Origin of the sequence: Aeromonas sp. R2-3, assembly GCF_040908375.1 — a bacterium.
GTDB classification, from domain to species: Bacteria; Pseudomonadota; Gammaproteobacteria; order Enterobacterales; family Aeromonadaceae; genus Aeromonas; species Aeromonas veronii.
Genome location: NZ_JBFODP010000017.1, coordinates 99,605 through 116,832, shown reverse-complemented (window position 1 = coordinate 116,832; position 17,228 = coordinate 99,605). Strand labels below are relative to the sequence as shown.

18 protein-coding genes are annotated in these 17,228 nt (G+C 55.6%); all 18 read right to left on the bottom strand.

Features of this window, described 5'->3' with window-relative positions; translation table 11 throughout:
- Positions 1-3: 3 nt before the first annotated feature.
- On the bottom strand, positions 4-648 hold the full coding sequence (gene ccmA, locus AB5Z02_RS06275) for a cytochrome c biogenesis heme-transporting ATPase CcmA (protein WP_110302515.1): 645 nt from the start codon (positions 646-648) through the stop codon (positions 4-6).
- Positions 649-846: 198 nt separating this feature from the next.
- A complete protein-coding gene (locus AB5Z02_RS06270) occupies positions 847-1,224 on the bottom strand; it encodes a DUF2802 domain-containing protein (RefSeq protein WP_168769852.1) in 378 nt (125 codons plus the stop codon).
- 28 nt (positions 1,225-1,252) lie between these two features.
- The gene (locus AB5Z02_RS06265; RefSeq protein WP_005298836.1) at positions 1,253-1,741 is read right to left on the bottom strand and encodes a chemotaxis protein CheW; all 489 of its coding nucleotides are present in this window, start codon (positions 1,739-1,741) and stop codon (positions 1,253-1,255) included.
- 69 nt (positions 1,742-1,810) lie between these two features.
- On the bottom strand, positions 1,811-2,683 hold the full coding sequence (locus AB5Z02_RS06260; protein ID WP_368215587.1) for a chemotaxis protein CheW: 873 nt from the start codon (positions 2,681-2,683) through the stop codon (positions 1,811-1,813).
- Positions 2,680-3,474 (bottom strand): ParA family protein, encoded by a 795-nt coding sequence (locus AB5Z02_RS06255; RefSeq protein ID WP_005334696.1) that lies wholly within the window; start codon positions 3,472-3,474, stop codon positions 2,680-2,682. The genes AB5Z02_RS06260 and AB5Z02_RS06255 overlap by 4 nt, the downstream gene beginning before the upstream one ends.
- A gap of 4 nt (positions 3,475-3,478) precedes the next feature.
- Positions 3,479-4,399 (bottom strand): flagellar motor protein MotB, encoded by a 921-nt coding sequence (locus AB5Z02_RS06250; protein WP_021229886.1) that lies wholly within the window; start codon positions 4,397-4,399, stop codon positions 3,479-3,481.
- Positions 4,400-4,401: 2 nt separating this feature from the next.
- Complete coding sequence (locus tag AB5Z02_RS06245) at positions 4,402-5,139, bottom strand: flagellar motor protein (RefSeq protein ID WP_005343988.1); 738 nt, start codon at positions 5,137-5,139, stop codon at positions 4,402-4,404.
- Positions 5,140-5,141: 2 nt separating this feature from the next.
- Entirely contained in the window at positions 5,142-6,257 is a 1,116-nt protein-coding gene (locus tag AB5Z02_RS06240) for a chemotaxis response regulator protein-glutamate methylesterase (RefSeq protein ID WP_110302517.1), read from the bottom strand.
- Between the two features lie 32 nt (positions 6,258-6,289).
- Entirely contained in the window at positions 6,290-8,518 is a 2,229-nt protein-coding gene (locus AB5Z02_RS06235; protein ID WP_368215583.1) for a chemotaxis protein CheA, read from the bottom strand.
- Positions 8,519-8,529: 11 nt separating this feature from the next.
- Positions 8,530-9,270: a protein phosphatase CheZ gene (locus AB5Z02_RS06230; protein WP_005353668.1), complete on the bottom strand. Its 741-nt coding sequence runs from the start codon at positions 9,268-9,270 to the stop codon at positions 8,530-8,532.
- 12 nt (positions 9,271-9,282) lie between these two features.
- Entirely contained in the window at positions 9,283-9,666 is a 384-nt protein-coding gene (gene cheY / locus AB5Z02_RS06225) for a chemotaxis response regulator CheY (RefSeq protein WP_013723552.1), read from the bottom strand.
- A 111-nt stretch (positions 9,667-9,777) separates the two neighbouring features.
- Positions 9,778-10,497: an RNA polymerase sigma factor FliA gene (locus AB5Z02_RS06220; protein ID WP_019444723.1), complete on the bottom strand. Its 720-nt coding sequence runs from the start codon at positions 10,495-10,497 to the stop codon at positions 9,778-9,780.
- Entirely contained in the window at positions 10,490-11,365 is an 876-nt protein-coding gene (locus AB5Z02_RS06215) for a MinD/ParA family protein (RefSeq protein WP_013723550.1), read from the bottom strand. Before AB5Z02_RS06215 ends, AB5Z02_RS06220 begins: the two co-directional genes overlap by 8 nt.
- Before the next feature lies 1 nt (position 11,366).
- The gene (gene flhF, locus AB5Z02_RS06210) at positions 11,367-12,791 is read right to left on the bottom strand and encodes a flagellar biosynthesis protein FlhF (protein WP_110302520.1); all 1,425 of its coding nucleotides are present in this window, start codon (positions 12,789-12,791) and stop codon (positions 11,367-11,369) included.
- 16 nt (positions 12,792-12,807) lie between these two features.
- The gene (flhA, locus tag AB5Z02_RS06205; protein ID WP_005353675.1) at positions 12,808-14,910 is read right to left on the bottom strand and encodes a flagellar biosynthesis protein FlhA; all 2,103 of its coding nucleotides are present in this window, start codon (positions 14,908-14,910) and stop codon (positions 12,808-12,810) included.
- A gap of 107 nt (positions 14,911-15,017) precedes the next feature.
- Positions 15,018-16,148 carry a flagellar biosynthesis protein FlhB gene (gene flhB, locus AB5Z02_RS06200; protein WP_368215581.1) on the bottom strand — a complete coding sequence of 377 codons (1,131 nt, stop codon included), beginning with the start codon at positions 16,146-16,148 and terminating at the stop codon, positions 15,018-15,020.
- Complete coding sequence (fliR, locus tag AB5Z02_RS06195; RefSeq protein ID WP_058055733.1) at positions 16,141-16,938, bottom strand: flagellar biosynthetic protein FliR; 798 nt, start codon at positions 16,936-16,938, stop codon at positions 16,141-16,143. The genes flhB and fliR overlap by 8 nt, the downstream gene beginning before the upstream one ends.
- Complete coding sequence (fliQ, locus tag AB5Z02_RS06190) at positions 16,935-17,204, bottom strand: flagellar biosynthesis protein FliQ (RefSeq protein WP_058055732.1); 270 nt, start codon at positions 17,202-17,204, stop codon at positions 16,935-16,937. Before fliQ ends, fliR begins: the two co-directional genes overlap by 4 nt.
- Positions 17,205-17,228: the final 24 nt, after the last annotated feature.

Genomic DNA, 17,228 nt, shown 5'->3' with positions numbered 1-17,228 from the left:
GCGTTACTCCTGCAATGTCGATGCGAAGGGGGTCAACGAGATAGTTTTCAGCCGTCCCTGCATCAGGGTAAGATCCTGATGAGTGGTTAGGATCACCATGCCGCCCCGCTCGGCGTGGGCCAGAAAGAGCTGTTCGAGCACCTTGACCCCTTGCTTGTCGATGGCGGTAAAGGGCTCATCGAGGATCCAGAGTGCCGGTTTCTGTGACAGCCAGAGTCTGGCCAGAGCCACCCGGCGTTGCTGGCCGGCAGAGAGTTGCCCGGTCGGGTTCTCTTCAAACCCGGCAAGCCCTACCCGGGCCAATATCTGCCACAAGTCAGTCTCTGTTTGCCGCGGGTGATGCAACTGCTGGTAGAACTTCAGGTTTTCAAAAGGGGTCAGCGCCGCTTTGACGCCCGGCTGATGACCGAGATAGAGCAGATTGGCATGATACTCATCGCGACAGTGACGAATATTCTCCCCATTCCAGCACACCTCACCGGCAAACGGCTGCGACAGCCCGGTCAACAGCCGCAACAAACTGGTCTTTCCGACCCCGTTGGGTCCTTCAATTTGCACCAGATCGCCGGGCGCAACAGAGAAAGAGAGGTGTTCAAACAGAGTGCGATCTTCGCGCACGCAGCTCAGATTGTTAACTTGAAGCAGCATGGGGATTTTTTCAGAGAAAATGAAGCGGTCTGCATCTTAACACAGTATTGGAATACGTCTTTTCAAAGATGCAACAATTGAACTGACTGGCGACCGGGATCACAAAGAAAATACGGTAGAAACCGCCTGCTCAACGCAGCTGGGGGACAAGCGGCTGCACGCCATAAAATTCAGGAAGGCAATTGCCTTCCTGAATCATCAAGAGCGACCTTTTCGCAACGATATCAAGAGCTCAGCCTCTGCCTTTGGCAACTCGCACTCACTCATGACTTCATCAAGATCGGCGCCCAGTTCGACCATCTTTGCCGCTCGGCTGTAGAGCCTGCGTTCGGGATCCTGCATGGTCAGCTCTTGCTGGCGCTCGTTGACCTGCTGCATAGCCCCTTCCACCGACTGCAGACGCTGCCCCATGCCAATGGCGCCGGTATGGAGTTCCATCATCTGCTTGCGCAAGCTTTCCAACTGACCTTGCAGGGTTGCCACACTGGCCTCGGACTCCTGCTTGCTGCGCTTGCTCTTGAACCAGATATAAGAGGCAAACGCCAAGGCAATCAGGGACAACCCCAAGGCAACCATCTCGATTATCAAAACATCACCTTACTTATCAGAGGGAACCGATATCTTCCCACTCTTCATCGGAGAGCAGCTTGTTCAAGTCAACCAGGATCAGCAGTTGCCCATCGCGGTTGCTCACCCCCTGAATAAACTTGGCGCTCTCTTCAGTACCGACCGCAGGTGCCGCATCGATTTCGGAAGAGCGCAGATAAACCACTTCCGCCACACTGTCGACCATGATGCCGATCACCTGCTTCTCGGCCTCGATGATCACGATCCTGGAGTTTTCACTCACATCACCGGAAGGCAGACCGAAACGGGAACGGGTATCGATGACAGTCACCACATTGCCACGCAGGTTGATGATCCCCAGTACGTACTCAGGCGCACCCGGCACCGGTGCAATTTCGGTGTAGCGCAACACCTCCTGAACCTGCATCACATTGATGCCGTAGGTTTCGTTTTCCAGTTGGAAGGTTACCCATTGCAGCACTTCATCTTCGGCCAGATTCTGTGCAATATTGCGCTTTTCTGTCATGTTTTTATTCCTTTTATGAAAACGTCTACTGCTAAAACTAGCAATAAAACAGCTCGATTGCAGAAGTTATCAGCGACCTTCTATGTTAACCCCACGCTCCAGCAACAGGAGCAGTTCGCGGACGTGTAACAGGGCACACATTTTTTCTTTGACCATGCCAGCCAACCAGGGGCGCTTGCCCTCCTGATGGCGCCATTTCACCTGGTCACGGTGTAACAATTCAGTCCCTTTGAGATGGTGGCAGGCTAATCCCCACGGCGATTCACCAAGCATAATCAGATACTTGTAATCATCCATCTCGAGATGCTGACCCGGCATGACCCACTGGGCAGTATCGACCACATTCATCTTCTGCTCGCGGGAGGTCATGATCCCCTTGTACCAACCCGGTTGGCCAAACAGGGAGGTGATCTCGCCCAGCTGATGAATACCACCCAGCTCGGTCAACGGCACCGCAAACGTCACGCCTGCGACTTCAAAGAAAAGGGCCTGAAACTCTTTACCAGTATCGATATTTTCCCAGGTAACAGGTTCACTGGCCTCTACCGGAGCAACCTCCAGCACCGTTTCGGTCAGGATTGTAGTATGGGGCTCTGCAACCTCGGGAAGCAGAACCTCCTCAGGCCATTCAGGCTCCACCGGCAGCAGTGATTCCTCTGCCACAATCTCCAGCGGAGTGGTGAGTGTTATCTCCTGGGTGAAGGCATCATTTTCGAACTGGACTTGTCCCACCTGAGCCAATAGCTCACCAAGTTGGGCAAGCCGTGGATCGCTTTCGAGGTAAGGTGCGGCGACTACCTCAGGGACGCTTTGGGGCTGACGTTGCAACTGTAAAACAGGGGCGGATTGAGCATCTTCCACCTCATCCAGCACCAGTGGCTCATCGAGCAGCAGGGAATGGAAATAGTCATCCATCGCCCGAACTTGAATGGTATCTCTCATGCCGTCACCTCATGAACCCGTTGCCGCTCAAGGGCATCAAGATGGTTGAGCAGCGTTTCATATGCATAGGTTCCACGACTCCCGGGAGAATAGATAGACGGGGGGATATGCAGCAAGCTGGCATCCCGAAACTTGGTATCAATAGGGATCACCGCATTCCACACTGAATCTCCATATTGATCCTTGATCGACTTCAAGGTCATCAGAGAGGCACGGGTGCGCTTGTCGAACATGGTCGGGATCACTGTATAACGGAACTTGTCACGCTTGGAACGCTGCATGATCTCGAATGTTTTCATCATCCGCTCCAACCCCTTGAGGGCCAGAAACTCGGTCTGGACAGGCACCAGAATGCGATCGCAGGCAGCCAGCGCGTTGACCATCATCACCCCCAGCACTGGCGGGCAATCGATCAGCACGTAATCATATTGATCCTGAATGCGCAGCAGTGCCCGCTTCAGTACCAGTCCCATCCCCTCACGATTGCCCATCACCCGATCAAGGGTCGCCAAAGTAATAGATGCTGGCAGTAAGTTGATATTTTCGAACTTGGTCTTGAGCGTCAGTTTATTGACAAGCTCGGCTGTCGGTTTGACAGCTTGAAACAACTCATAGAGGGTTCCATCCAGGCGATCTGAATCAAAATCAAGATATGCAGTCAGCGAAGCATGGGGGTCGGTATCAATCAACAGCACCCGCTGGCCACGCTGGGCCAGGATCCCCGCAAGCGAGACCACTGTGGTGGTTTTACCCACACCACCTTTCTGGTTGGCAACCGTCCAAACAATCACTGTATCAATCCTGCCTTGTTGTTATGCGTATGCCACCACCGGGCAAGGTGATCACCTTTATCTCTCCTGCATCCACCGCCTGCTGTACAGCAGGAACCGGTTCAGCAACTACCGTCGGTGTTGCAACCACAGGTGCCGGCGGCACCCAGGCAAATTTGGAGATAGCGACCACAACCTTGCGATTCTGCAGTCTGCCCTGCTCGCTGCCGTTGTCAGCAAAGGGGGAAAACTCGCCATATGCCTCGAACGCCAGACGCTGGGGGGCGATCCCATCTGCAATCAAACCATTGAGTACCGCTTCGGCCCGAGCAGCAGAAAGCGCCCAGTTAGAACGATAAATTTCATTATTTATCTGTTGGTTATCGGTATAACCCCGAACCCTTACATAGTTATCGACCGGTTTGAGAATACTTGAAAGAGTATTAATGACCGGTGCAGCGTTTGGTCCCAAAAAGGCACTGCCGCTGCCAAACAACAAGCCGGAACTGAGTTCAACCGTCAGCCAGTTCTCATCTTGCGTCAGTTTGACGATACCGGCATCCACCAGCGAGCCCATGCTCTGTTGCAACTGCATATCGAGTTTTGCAAGTGTCGCGCCATCTTGCAGCACTGGCACACCAGAAATAGGAGCAAGTGAAGGAGAGGGGGATGCTGGGCTTTCCAACAACGATGGAGAGGCAGATACCGCGTTATCCAGCAGGGAATTACCCTGCCCTTCAAGCAAGCCATTGCCGCCAGACTGCATGACACTGAACGCCTGGCTCATACCATCAATCACCGCGCGATACTTGTCCTTGTTCACCAGCGCAACAGAGTAAAGCACCACGAACAAAGCAAAGATCAGCGTCATATAATCGGCATAGGAGACCAGCCAGCGGTCAAGATGCTCGCGACCCTGCAAGTGCAACCGATAGCGCTTGCGCATGGCTACTCTCCTTTCAAATAGGCCCTGAGCCGGCGTTCAACCTGCAAGCCGTTTTCACCATGGGCGATAGCCAGCAGCCCTTCCAGGGTCATCTCCTGAAAGAGTGCATAGTGATAGTGAAATGCGCGTAGCCTGTTGGCGATAGGCAGGTAGATGAGGTTGGCAAACCCCACTCCATAGATGGTTGCCACAAATGCCACTGCGATACCCGCCCCCAGCGCTGACGGGTCTTCGAGATGAAACATGGCCTGGATCAGGCCCAGCACGGCACCGATGATTCCGATGGTCGGACTGTACCCCCCCATGGCTTCAAATACCCTGGCGGCATGTTCATTGCGCTCCTGCTCGATATCGATATCGGCTTCGAGCAACATGCGAATATCCTCCGTGGATACCCCATCGACAATCATGCCAAGCCCTTGGCGGGTAAAGTTGTCTTCCTCCTGCTCAGCCTGATTTTCAAGGGCCAGCAGCCCTTGCTGGCGCGCAAAGACGGCCCATGACTGCAACCGTTCGGCCTGCGTCGCGAGATCCTGGCGGGGAGGGGTAAAAATCCATAACAGCTGGCGCAACGCCAGCAAGATGTACTTGGCTGGAGTCTGCAACGTGACGGCACCGACGGTACCACCCAGCACGATCAAAAAAGCAGGGCCGTCCACCAGCGTCAACAGGGAGCCGCCATGCCACAGTTGGGCAATGGCAATAGCCCCCAATGCCAGGAGCAGACCGAGCAAGCCCATGATTAGCGTCCCAACTCAACCAGAATACGCTGGGCCACCTTGTCCAGAGGGAGTGATTCGCTGGCAATCCCCGCTTTGGCTACCGCTTGCGGCATACCATATACCACGCAGGAAGCCTCATCCTGAGCCCAGACGGTTGATCCCTGCTCTTTCAGCAGTCTGGCGCCATCACGACCATCTGCGCCCATACCGGTCAGCACAATCGCCAGTACCTTATCGGCATAGGTCTTGGCCGCAGAGGCAAAGGTGATGTCCACACAAGGCTTGTAATTTACCTTGTCGTTGCCATCCACGATGCGAATGCGAGCCCCTGCACCACGACCTTCCAACAGCATCTGTTTGCCACCGGGAGCAAGGTAGGCATGCCCTGGTTTAAGCACATCGCCATCTTCCGCTTCCTTGACGCCAATCTGGCATAACCCGTTGAGACGGGCAGCAAACGCGGCAGTAAAAGTGGCTGGCATATGCTGGATAAGCAGGATGGGATGGGGAAAATCCCCCGGCAACTTGGTCAGCACATTTTGCAAAGCAACAGGTCCGCCGGTAGAAGTCCCGATCGCCACCAACTGATAACTCTTGCCACTGCGCTTGAATGAAGCACTTGGCACAGTGCGTTGCAGGTCAGGCTGACGATCAGGAGTTCTGGGCGCTATGCTGCCCAGAGGAGCACGAGCAACCGGTTCAGGTGCTTTGGGACGAGCAGCGGATGTCATCAGGAAGCGCTTGCGGGAGATCTCCTTCACCCGTTGTTGCAACAGTCTGACCGCTTCATCTTTGTCTCTGGCAATGTCCTCAAACTTCTTGGGCAAGAAGTCGAGTGCACCGGCGTCCAGCGCATCAAGCGTAGCCTTGGCCCCTTCATGGGTCAGGGAGGAGAACATCAGAATGGGGGTTGGGCACTTGGCCATGATCTCCCGCACCGCACTGATGCCATCCATCACGGGCATCTCGATGTCCATGGTGATCACATCAGGGCGCAGTGACAGCGCCTTGTCCACCGCCTCACGTCCATTCTGGGCCGTATCAATCACCGTCAGCATGGGATCCTGATTGATGATCTCGCTCACCCGACGGCGAAAGAAGCTCGAATCGTCGACAACTAATACCTTGACTGCCATTGTTGTTTTTCTAACTCCTTGGGCCTGAGCTATTAATGTCTACGCGCATATGCTTTGAGCAGACTCGGCACATCCAAAATAAGAGCGATTCCGCCATCACTGGTAATCGTCGCACCGGCCATGCCAGGGGTGCCTTGCAGCAGGTTATCAAGTGGCTTGATCACCACCTCTTCCTGACCAATCAAGCTGTCTACCACAAACCCGATTTGCTGAGTGCCAATCTGCACGATCACCACATGTCCGGTATCCTGACGTGAACGCTTGTTGGCGCCACGAATCAACCACTTGTGCAGATAGAAGAGCGGTATCGCCTTCTCGCGCACAATGATGGTGAGCTGGCCATCAACCATGTTGGCCTTTTTCAGATCCAGATGGAAAATCTCGTTCACACAACCAAGGGGAAGTGCGAAGGTCTGCTCACCCACTTCCACCATCAGAGTTGGCAGAATGGCCAGCGTCAACGGAACCTTGATTTCGAGACGGGTACCTTTCCCCCAGGTGGAATCGATGTGCACCGATCCATTGAGGCTGACAATGCTGGTTTTAACCACATCCATTCCGACACCACGGCCAGAGATATCAGAGATCTCGGCCTTGGTTGAAAAGCCCGGAGCAAAGATCAGGTTATAGGCATCGTTGTCGCTCATGCGAGCGGCAGTATCTGCATCCAGAACACCGCGACTGATTGCGATGGACTTGAGTTTCTCAGGATCCATCCCTGCCCCATCATCCTCGATGCAAAGCAGAATATGGTCACCTTGCTGGGAGGCGCTAAGGGTAATTGTCCCTTGCCGCGGCTTGCCCGCTTTCTCTCGCACATCCGGCATTTCGACCCCGTGATCGCATGAGTTGCGAACAAGGTGAACCAGAGGATCGGCGAGCGCCTCTACCAGGTTTTTATCAAGATCGGTCTCTTCCCCCACCATCACCAGCTCAATCTCTTTCTTGAGGGTTCTGGCCAGGTCACGCACCACGCGCGGGAAACGACCAAATACCTTCTTGATTGGCTGCATGCGGGTTTTCATCACCGCACCTTGCAGGTCAGCCGTTACCACATCCAGATTGGCAACCGCCTTTGACATCTCTTCATCATTGCTGGCAATACCCAGGCTCACCAGCCGGTTACGAACCAGTACCAACTCACCTACCATGTTCATGATGACATCGAGGGTCTTGGTATCCACCCGCACCGTCGTATCGCTTTGCACGGCACTGTTTTCTGCTGGCGCAGGCGCAGCCTTGGCGGCAGGCGCTGGTGCCTTGGCTGCTTCAGCGGGTTTTGCGGGGGCTGCCGGTGCTGGTTTGGCAACAGGAGTGGCCGGTTTGGGCGGAGTCACCGCAGCAGGTGCGGCAGGTGCGGCAGGTGCGGCAGGTGCGGCAGGTGCGGCAGGTGCGGCAGGTGCGGCAGGTGCGGCAGGTGCCATAGTACTCTGAGGCCCTTGACCACGACCATGCAATTCATCAAGCAGGCGTTCAAACTCATCATCATCGATAAGCTCGTCCACCTCTTTTTGCACCGATTTCAGAGGATTCACCTCTGGCGCCCCCATGTGCTGTCCCTGACCATGGAGTTGATCCAGCAAGGCCTCAAACTCATCATCGGTGATATCGCCAGAGCCACCAGCGATAGGCGCTGCTGCAACCGTCTTGGTCGGTGCCCCACCCACGCCGTGGAGCTCGTCCAGCAGGCGTTCAAATTCGTCTGCAGAAATTTCATCTATCGAGCCGCCGCCATTGACAGGAGCAGGCTCGCTGCTGGTGGCTGCGGGTTCAACAACGTCTGGAACAACTTCTTCAACAACTACCGGTGCTGCCGGTTCAGATTCTACAGCCGCAGCCGCACTGGTAGCAGTGCGCAGTTGCTCTTCCCCTTCCGGCTTGCACAACTCGTGGAGGTCATGAAGCAAGTCATCTGACGCAGGGCTGGGTGCTTCGCGATTTTGAACCTGGGCAAACATGACATTGATGGCATCCAGCGCTTGCAGGATCACATCCATCAGCTCCGCAGTAACGGTTCGCTTGCCATTACGCAAGATATCGAACACGTTTTCCGCACCGTGGCATACATCAACCAGTTCACCGAGCGACAGGAAACCTGCCCCCCCTTTCACGGTATGGAAACCGCGAAAGATGGCATTCAACAGGTTCTTGTCATCGGGCCGCTTTTCCAAGTCGACCAGTTGTTCAGACAACTGTTCCAATATTTCGGATGCTTCGACCAGAAAGTCTTGCAGTATGTCTTCATCAACTTCGAAGGCCATGCGTCACTCCATTAGAATCCCAAGCTAGACAGCAGATCGTCCACATCATCCTGACCATTGACCACATCGGCACGAGCCTCGGGGTTCATGATAGGGCCCTCTGCTTCAATCCCGTTGACAGGAATACTACGAGTTGAATGCTCAGCAGAAGCCTCACCAAACATGGTCAGCATTTCTATTAATTTTGTTTCAACTTCCTGAACAAGCTTGATGACCTTGCGGATCATCTGACCTGTCAAATCCTGAAAATCTTGCGCCATCAGGATTTCTGTCAGCAGTTGCCGTAATTTATCGGCATCAGACTCTGAAGCCTTAATAAAATCATCAAGTTGGTGACATAAGGATTTGAACTGCCCCACGCTCATGTCACGAGACATCAGGGCATTCCAGTTCGGCATCACCAGCTGGATATTGTCATTCAGGCGATCCGCTATCGGCAAACTGGCTTCCACCGCATCCATTGTGCGATTGGCCGCTTTGTCGGTCATATCGATAACGTAGCTCAAACGCTCCCGAGCATCGGGAATGTCATGGGTAGCCAAATCGGGAATACGGGGGTCGAGGCGAAATTCTTGAAGTGAATCATGCAGTTGTCGGGTCAGCTGACCTACTTTTTCAAACAGATCGGCTGCGTTGGGGGCACATACTTCGGCAAGCAGTTCATCGGCCAGCTCAAATTCGCCTTGCTCCAGATGAGCAACAAGCATCCTTGCCTGGTCGAGCGAAATCATTGCTCTCGTTTTGGCCATCATCCCTGCAGCTCCTTAGCCAATTCGTTCGAAAATTTTGTCGAGTTTTTCTTTGAGCGTTGCTGCGGTGAAGGGCTTGACGATGTAACCGTTGACGCCAGCTTGGGCGGCTTCAATGATCTGCTCACGTTTGGCTTCAGCGGTTACCATCAGTACCGGCAGATGCTTGAGCTTCTCATCAACACGGATGGCTTTAAGCAGGTCAATACCTTGCATGCCAGGCATGTTCCAGTCGGTAACTACAAACTGAAAATCACCATTTTTCAGCATCGGCAGCGCTGTATTGCCGTCATCCGCCTCATGGGTATTGTTGAATCCCAAGTCGCGCAGCAAGTTCTTGATAATCCGGCGCATCGTTGAAAAATCGTCAACAATGAGGATTTTCATGTTCTTGTCCAAAATTCCCTCCTAAATAGCCACCAGAGTGGCTCACTTACATGATGCTAAAAACGGGTTGTGTCGTGCGGATTATGCCTTAGAGTTTCATCTCAGTGTAGCCAGTACAAACACTTATAGATGCCAATCTCTCAAACGAGCACGCAATCTGTGCATTGCCTGACTGTGGATCTGGCTCACACGCGACTCGCTGACATTCAAAACCTCGCCAATTTCACGCAAATTCAGCTCTTCATCGTAGTAAAGAGAGAGAACCAAAGCTTCTCTCTCTGGTAGACGACCAATTTGCTCGGATAATTGAATCTGAAATCGCTCGGCAGCCAATTCATCGAATCCAGAGCCTGAAGGGGCGTCATCGGGGTTGCCGATCACATCCTCGCTGACCCCCAAATCTTCGATGCCGATAATTTTTCCGCAGGAGACATCTTGCAGCATCGCATGGTAATCAGCGATGGATACCCCCATCTCGGCAGCAACCTCGGTATCTCGCGCGTCACGCCCGTGAGTCTGCTCGACATTCTCGATCGCTTCTGCAATAGCCCGACTGTTGCGATGCACTGAACGGGGCACCCAGTCACCACGCCGGATCTCATCCAGCATGGCGCCGCGGATGCGGATCCCGGCATACGTCTCGAAGCTGGCCCCCTTGCTACCGTCAAAGTTGCGGGAGGCTTCAAGCAGCCCAATCATACCTGCCTGGATCAGGTCATCCAGCAAGACACTGCTGGGCAGGCGAGCCAACAAATGCTGGGCAATTCGCTTGACCAGGGGAGCATGACGCTCCACCAGCACGTAGGAATCCTGATGACGCAAGTACGCTTGGGCTTTATTCACGGGAACCTTCCTGTGTTGTGGCCGGTTTCTGCAACAAATTTTCCAGGAAAAACTCCAGATGGCCGCCCGGCTGGTTGGGCACCGGCCAGCTCGCCGCCTTGTTGGCAAGGGCCCGGAACGCCAGTGCGGCCGGCGACTTGGGAAACGCCTCGACAATCAGCTTCTGCTTGCGCACGGCGGCACGCAGATTGGTGTCATAGGGTACACAGGCGACCAGTTCCAGCGAGGTGTCGAGGAAACGATCCGTGACCCGGGTCAGTTTGGCAAAGAGCTCCTGCCCTTCGCGCAGACTGCGCACCATATTGGCCACTACCTTGAAGCGGAACACACCGTGATCTTTGGAGAGGATCTTGATGAGGGCGTAGGCATCGGTGATGGAGGTCGGCTCATCACAGACCACCACCATGATGTCCTGAGCGGCACGGGTGAAGCTCAGCACCATGTCGGAGATCCCCGCAGCCGTATCCACCAACAGGATGTCGACCTGGGTCTTCATCTCGCTGAAGGCACGGATAAGCTCGGCATGCTGCACCGGAGAAAGCTCGACCATGGACTGGGTGCCCGAGGTCGCAGGCACGATCATCATGCCGTAGGGACCTTCGACGATGATATCGTCGATGGTGCATTCACCCGCCAGGACATGAGAGAGGTTGCGATGAACCCGCAGCCCAAGCATGACGTCGACGTTGGCCAGACCCAGGTCGGCATCCAGCACCATCACCCGCTTGCCTTGGGCGGCCATAGCTCCGGCCACGTTCAGGGTCACGTTGGTCTTGCCCACGCCACCTTTACCACCGGAAACGGCGATTACTTTTACTCGATTGTTTTGACGCATTTTGCGCAGACCACTCGCCTGATCCATATACATGTTACTCATAAAACTCCGAATCTTCGGCCTCGCCAAAGCCTGCGCCCCAGAAATAGGGCTCCTCTGTTTCTCGCTCCAGCGAGCCCATGGCAGCTCCTACGAGCTGCGCCGCATTGGCAACCTGAATATCTTCCGGAACCCTTTGTCCGTCAGTGATATAGCTGATGGGCAATGAATTCTGGATACACACGTTAATCACTTCGCCCAGATTCAGACTTTCATCCAATTTGGTAAGTATGCAGCCGCTTAATGGAATACGCCGGAAATGGTCAACCGCCTCCTGCATCACCCGACGCTGGGAAGTTGCCGACATCACCAGATAACTTCGGATCCGTACCTTGGCATTCTTGACCAGGGTATCGAGCTGCTCGGTCAACCGGATGTCCCGCTGACCCACCCCGGCCGTATCGATAAGTACCAGCCGACGGTGGCGGAACTGATAAAGGGCATTGGCCAGCTCTTCGGCATCACGCACCTGCCGTACCGGGCAACCCATGATGCGGCCATAGGTCTGCAGCTGTTCATGGGCACCAATCCGGTAGTTGTCGGTGGTGATCAGCGCCACCTGCTCGGCGCCATACTTCATGGCGAAACGGGCAGCCAGCTTGGCGATGGTAGTGGTTTTGCCCACCCCGGTCGGACCAAGCAGCGCCACCGCGCCGCCCTGACGCATGATCTCGTCCTCACTGATCTTGAGCTGGGCCGTAAGCACCTCGGCCAACTGGGCCATAGCCTGATGGATGGACATATCTTCGGGGATCAGTCCCGCCAGTTGATCGGCAAACGCATCATCAAAGCCGAGCTTTTTGAGCTCCTTGATCAGCAGGGCCCGCATCGGTTCGCGGCGTTCCACCTCTTGCCACATCAGCCCGGAGATCTGGTGCTCCAGCAATTTGCGGATGCTGGCCATCTCCTTGCGCATCCCCTCCATCTCCTGATCCCGCTGGGCAGGTTGAGGGGGGCGCTGGCCAGACGCAACCCGGGCCTTGGGTTTGGCAGGTTCCGGAGCGGCGCCCCACTGCCCCTGCTCGGCCAATGTTCTGGGCGCTGCATTGGCAGCGGCCAGCCCGGCCGATTGGGTATTGCCCATTGGCGCCCCATTGCCCGGCTTGAGCTTCTGCTGGCGCGCCAGCAAGGCGGCCAGGGTATCGGCATAATGTTCGTTCTGCTCCTTCGCCGGCGTCGGCTCGGGGCGGATCATCTGCCGAGCAGCAGACGAAATATTGACGCTCTCATCGTTCAGCTGACGGCGAACCGGCGCATCTTTGGGCCCCGGGACCTGGGATTGATAATCGACTGCGGCGACTATCTCTACCCCTCCGGTGACCTTCTTGTTGGACATGATGACGGCGTCAGGCCCGAGAGTCTCCTTGACCTCGGCCAGAGCCGTTCGCATATCCTTGGCAAAAAACCGCTTAATCTTCACCCGTCGTCTCCGCTAACTAGTTCTGCCCTACCGCACTGACGATGCGGATCTGCTTGTCGTCGGGCACTTCCTGATAAGACAGAACGCGCAATCCAGGAATGGCATTCTTGACAAATTTCGCCAGGGTATTGCGCAAGATCCCCGATGTCAGAAGCACGGCCGGTTGGCCTTCCAATTCTTGTCGTTGAGTGGCTTCCACCAGCGAGCGCTGCATCCGCTCTGCCAGACCCGGTTCAATACCGGCACCATCACCGCCACCAGCCTGCAGGGATTGATGCAATATACGTTCCAATTCCGGCGCCAAGGTAATCACCGGCAGCTCGGGATCGGGGCCTGCAATCTCCTGCACAATCAGGCGACGCAGGGCAATCCGGCAAGCGGCCGTGAGCACTTCCGGATCAGGACTGCGCGGCGCGTATTCAACCAGGGTCTGCAGGATAGTGCGCATATCGCGGATTGGCACGCCTTCATTGAGCAAATTCTGCAATACCTTCACAAGGTTACCCATGCTGATCACTTCCGGCACCAGACCTTCGACCAGCTTGCTCTGATGTTTGCCAATCATGTCGAGCAGTTGTTGTACTTCGTCATGGCCCAGCAGCAGAGCCGCATGGTTGGTCAGGATCTGGCTCAGATGGGTAGCCACCACGGTCGCGGTATCCACCACCGTATACCCCAGCGTCTGTGCCTGAGAGACCATCTCCTTGGCAACCCAGACCGCTTCCAGTCCGAAGGCGGGATCCCGGGTGGCTATCCCCTGGATCTGGCCGAACACCTGCCCCGGATTGATGGCCATCTCCTTATCATGGTAGACATTGGCCTCGCCGGTACTGACCCCCATCAAGGTGATGCGGTATTGGTTTGGCGCCAGATCCAGGTTGTCGCGAATGTGGACGGCAGGGACCAGAAAGCCCAGCTCTTGCGAGAGTTTCTTGCGCACCCCTTTGATCCGGTTGAGCAGTTCGCCACCCTGATTGCGATCCACCAGCGGGATCAGCTGATAACCAACTTCCAGCCCGATGATGTCCACCGGCATCACATCGTCCCAGCTCAGCTCTTTCTGCTCATGAGGTTGTTCGGCTGTGGCAGGCAGCAGCTCGCCCTTGGCCGCTTTGGCGGCTGCCAGCTTCTCGCGGCGCAGCAACCACCAGGCGCCGGCAGCGGCGAGAGCCCCCAGACTCAGGAAGGCGAAATGCGGCATCCCCGGCACCAGTCCCATCATCAGCAGAATACCGGCAGAGATGATCAGAGCTTTGGGATTGTCAAACAGCTGACCCAGCACCGCAGTTCCCATGTCCTGATCGGTATTCTGACGGGTCACTATGATGGCGGCGGCGATGGAGAGCAGCAGGGAGGGGATCTGCGCCACCAGACCGTCACCGATGGCCAACAGGGTATAGATCTCGGCAGATTCGCTGAAGGTCAGCTGGTGCTGCATCATCCCGATGATGAAGCCGCCGATGATGTTGATAAAGAGGATCATGATGCCCGCAATGGCATCCCCTTTGACAAACTTGGAGGCACCATCCATGGAGCCGTAGAAGTCAGCTTCCTGGGTTACATCCTGACGACGCTTCTTCGCCTCTTCCTGATTGATGAGACCGGCGTTCAAATCGGCATCGATGGCCATCTGTTTGCCCGGCATCGCATCAAGGGTAAAACGGGCACTCACTTCCGCGATCCGTCCGGCCCCCTTGGTAATGACCACAAAGTTGATGATCATCAGGATGGTGAAAACGATGATGCCGACCGCATAGTTGCCGCCGATCACCACGTTACCGAACGCCTCGATCACATGGCCGGCCGCCGCACTACCATTGTGACCTTCCAGCAACACCACCCGGGTCGAGGCGACGTTCAACGCCAACCGCAGCAGGGTAGCGAGCAGCAGTACGGTCGGGAAGGCTGCAAATTCGAGGGGGCGGCGGGTATAGACGGATACCAGCAGCACCACGATGGAGAGGGCAATGTTGAAGGAGAAGAGCACATCCAGCATCAACGGCGGGATGGGCAACACCACCATGCCGAGCGCGGCCAATACCAGCAGAGGGGTACCAAGGCCTTTGCCCAAAACTCCCCGGTACTCTTTGAACTGGCCCAATACTGCCTTGAATTCCATCGCGCTTCTCAATTTCAACCTGCTGGTGCCAGATTAAAGCAAACATCAAGCCAACAATACAAGACATTGAAATGCAATGGATTTATTTTGACTACGTCAGAACTTTGTCATTTTCGATATTCGGTCGGAATGGGTAGATCTTTAGCCAGCGGCTGGGGACGGCGCCCCTGACCACGGCGGAATTTCTTGAGCTGGAAGACATAGGCGAGCACCTGGGCAACCGCCGCAAACAGTCCTTCCGGGATCTCGTGGCCCAGCTCGGTTGAGTGGTAAATGGCTCGGGTCAAAGCCGGTGACGGCATGATGGGGATCTCGTACTCTCTGGCGATCTCCCTGATCTTCATTGCAATTTCATCAGTGCCCTTGGCCACGACCTTGGGCGCGGCACCGGGTTTGCCCGCATCATACTTGAGCGCTACCGAGTAATGGGTCGGGTTGGTGATCACCACATCGGCTTTGGGTACATCCCCCATCATCCGGCGCATCGCCATCTGCATCTGCAACTGACGGATCTTGCCCTTTACCTCGGGCTTGCCTTCGCTGTCCTTGAACTCGTCCTTGACCTCCTGTTTGGTCATCTTGAGCTGACGCATATGGTTCCACTTCTGGAACGGCACGTCGATGGCAACGATGGGAAGCAGGGCGCAGCAGAGGATGATCAACATCCAGAGAAACAGCTCCAACGCATCGATAATACCGCCGGGAAATCCCTCCATGGAGAGGTTGAGCAGGTGATTGAACTGGCTGGATAGCATCCACCAGGCAAACAGGGTGATGAACACCACCTTGGCGATGGATTTGACCAGCTCAATCAGCGACTGCACCCCGAACATTCGCTTTATGCCGCTGAGCGGACTCAACTTGCTCATCTTGGGCATCATGGCTTCGGTGGAGAAGTTCATCCCCCCCATCAGGGTGTTGCCGATAAAAGCGGCAATCGCCACCAGTGCAAACAAGAGTCCCAGCGGAAGAACCAGTTCCCCCAGCAGCGCCGGCACCATGGCGATCATGGCATTGGGATCGAACGCCTGCTCCCTGTCCAGAGTAAAGCCCATGGTGACAACCTTGATCATGGCCGTCGCCAGCGAGGCTTTGAGCATCAGCAGGCCAAAGACCGCCGAGAGCAGAACGCTGGCGGTCCCCAACTCTTTTGAACGTGCAATCTGCCCTTTTTCACGGGCCTGTTGCAGTCGTTTGCCCGTGGGTTGTTCGGTACGTTCCTGGTCGGTATCAGCCATGAGCGCCCCCGAAGCACTGGGTGTTGATCAGCTCGCAACTGACCTCCTGCACCCGCTCCCACATGATGTCGAAGTGGCCGAGGAACCCGCCGATAGTGAGCCAGAGGATGAGCAGACCCGACATCATGCTGACCGCAAAACCGATACTGAAAATGTTGAGTTGCGGCGCCGCCCGGGTCATGACACCAAAGGCGAAGTTGATTAGGAGCAAGGCGACGATGGCTGAGAGCGACATCACCAAAGCAGCCTGATACATCACACCCAGAAACGCACTCAGGGTTTTCATGGATGAAACCGAGAGACCGTGCTCGGAGACAGGCAGTGTCTCGAAACTAAGAATGACCAGCCGCAGCATCACCAGATGACCATCCAGCGCCAGAAACACAAGGGTCGCCAGCATCAGATAAAACTGACCCACCACGGGGGCCGACTGGCCATTCATCGGATCCACCAGGGTGGCAAAGCCGAGGCTGGTTTGCATGGCGATGACCTGACCGGCCATCACGAAGCTCTCCATCAGAAACTGGGTCATCAGGCCGAGGGCAATACCGATGAGCAGCTGCTGGCCCAATACCAGAAAGCTGCCGACCGAGAAGAGTTCAATGGGGGGCATTTTCGGAAGCAGCGGGGCAATCAGAAAGGTGATGGCCAAAGCCAGCCCCATCCGTACCCGCGCAGGAGCAAGGCGGCTGCCGAACACCGCCATCACCATCAGCAGGCTGCTCACCCGCGCCAGCGGCCAGAGGATGGAAGACAACCACTCCATGATCAGAGCGGTTGTGTAGGTCATCCCACCACCTCGGGGATTTGATTGACCATCAGTACAAAGAAGTCCATCAGACTCTGCATTCCCCAGTGAGCACCAGCACCCAGCGCAAACAGTGTCACGATGAGACGGGGCAGAAAGCTCAGGGTCTGTTCGTTGATGGAGGTGGCCGCCTGAAAAATGGCTACCACCAGCCCGATAGCGAGGCTGGGCAGGATCACGGCGCTGACCATGATATTGACCAGCCAGAGCGCCTCGCGAAAGACGTCGACAAAGGTTTCAGGACTCATGTTCGGGCTCCTTGCGCTCGACCG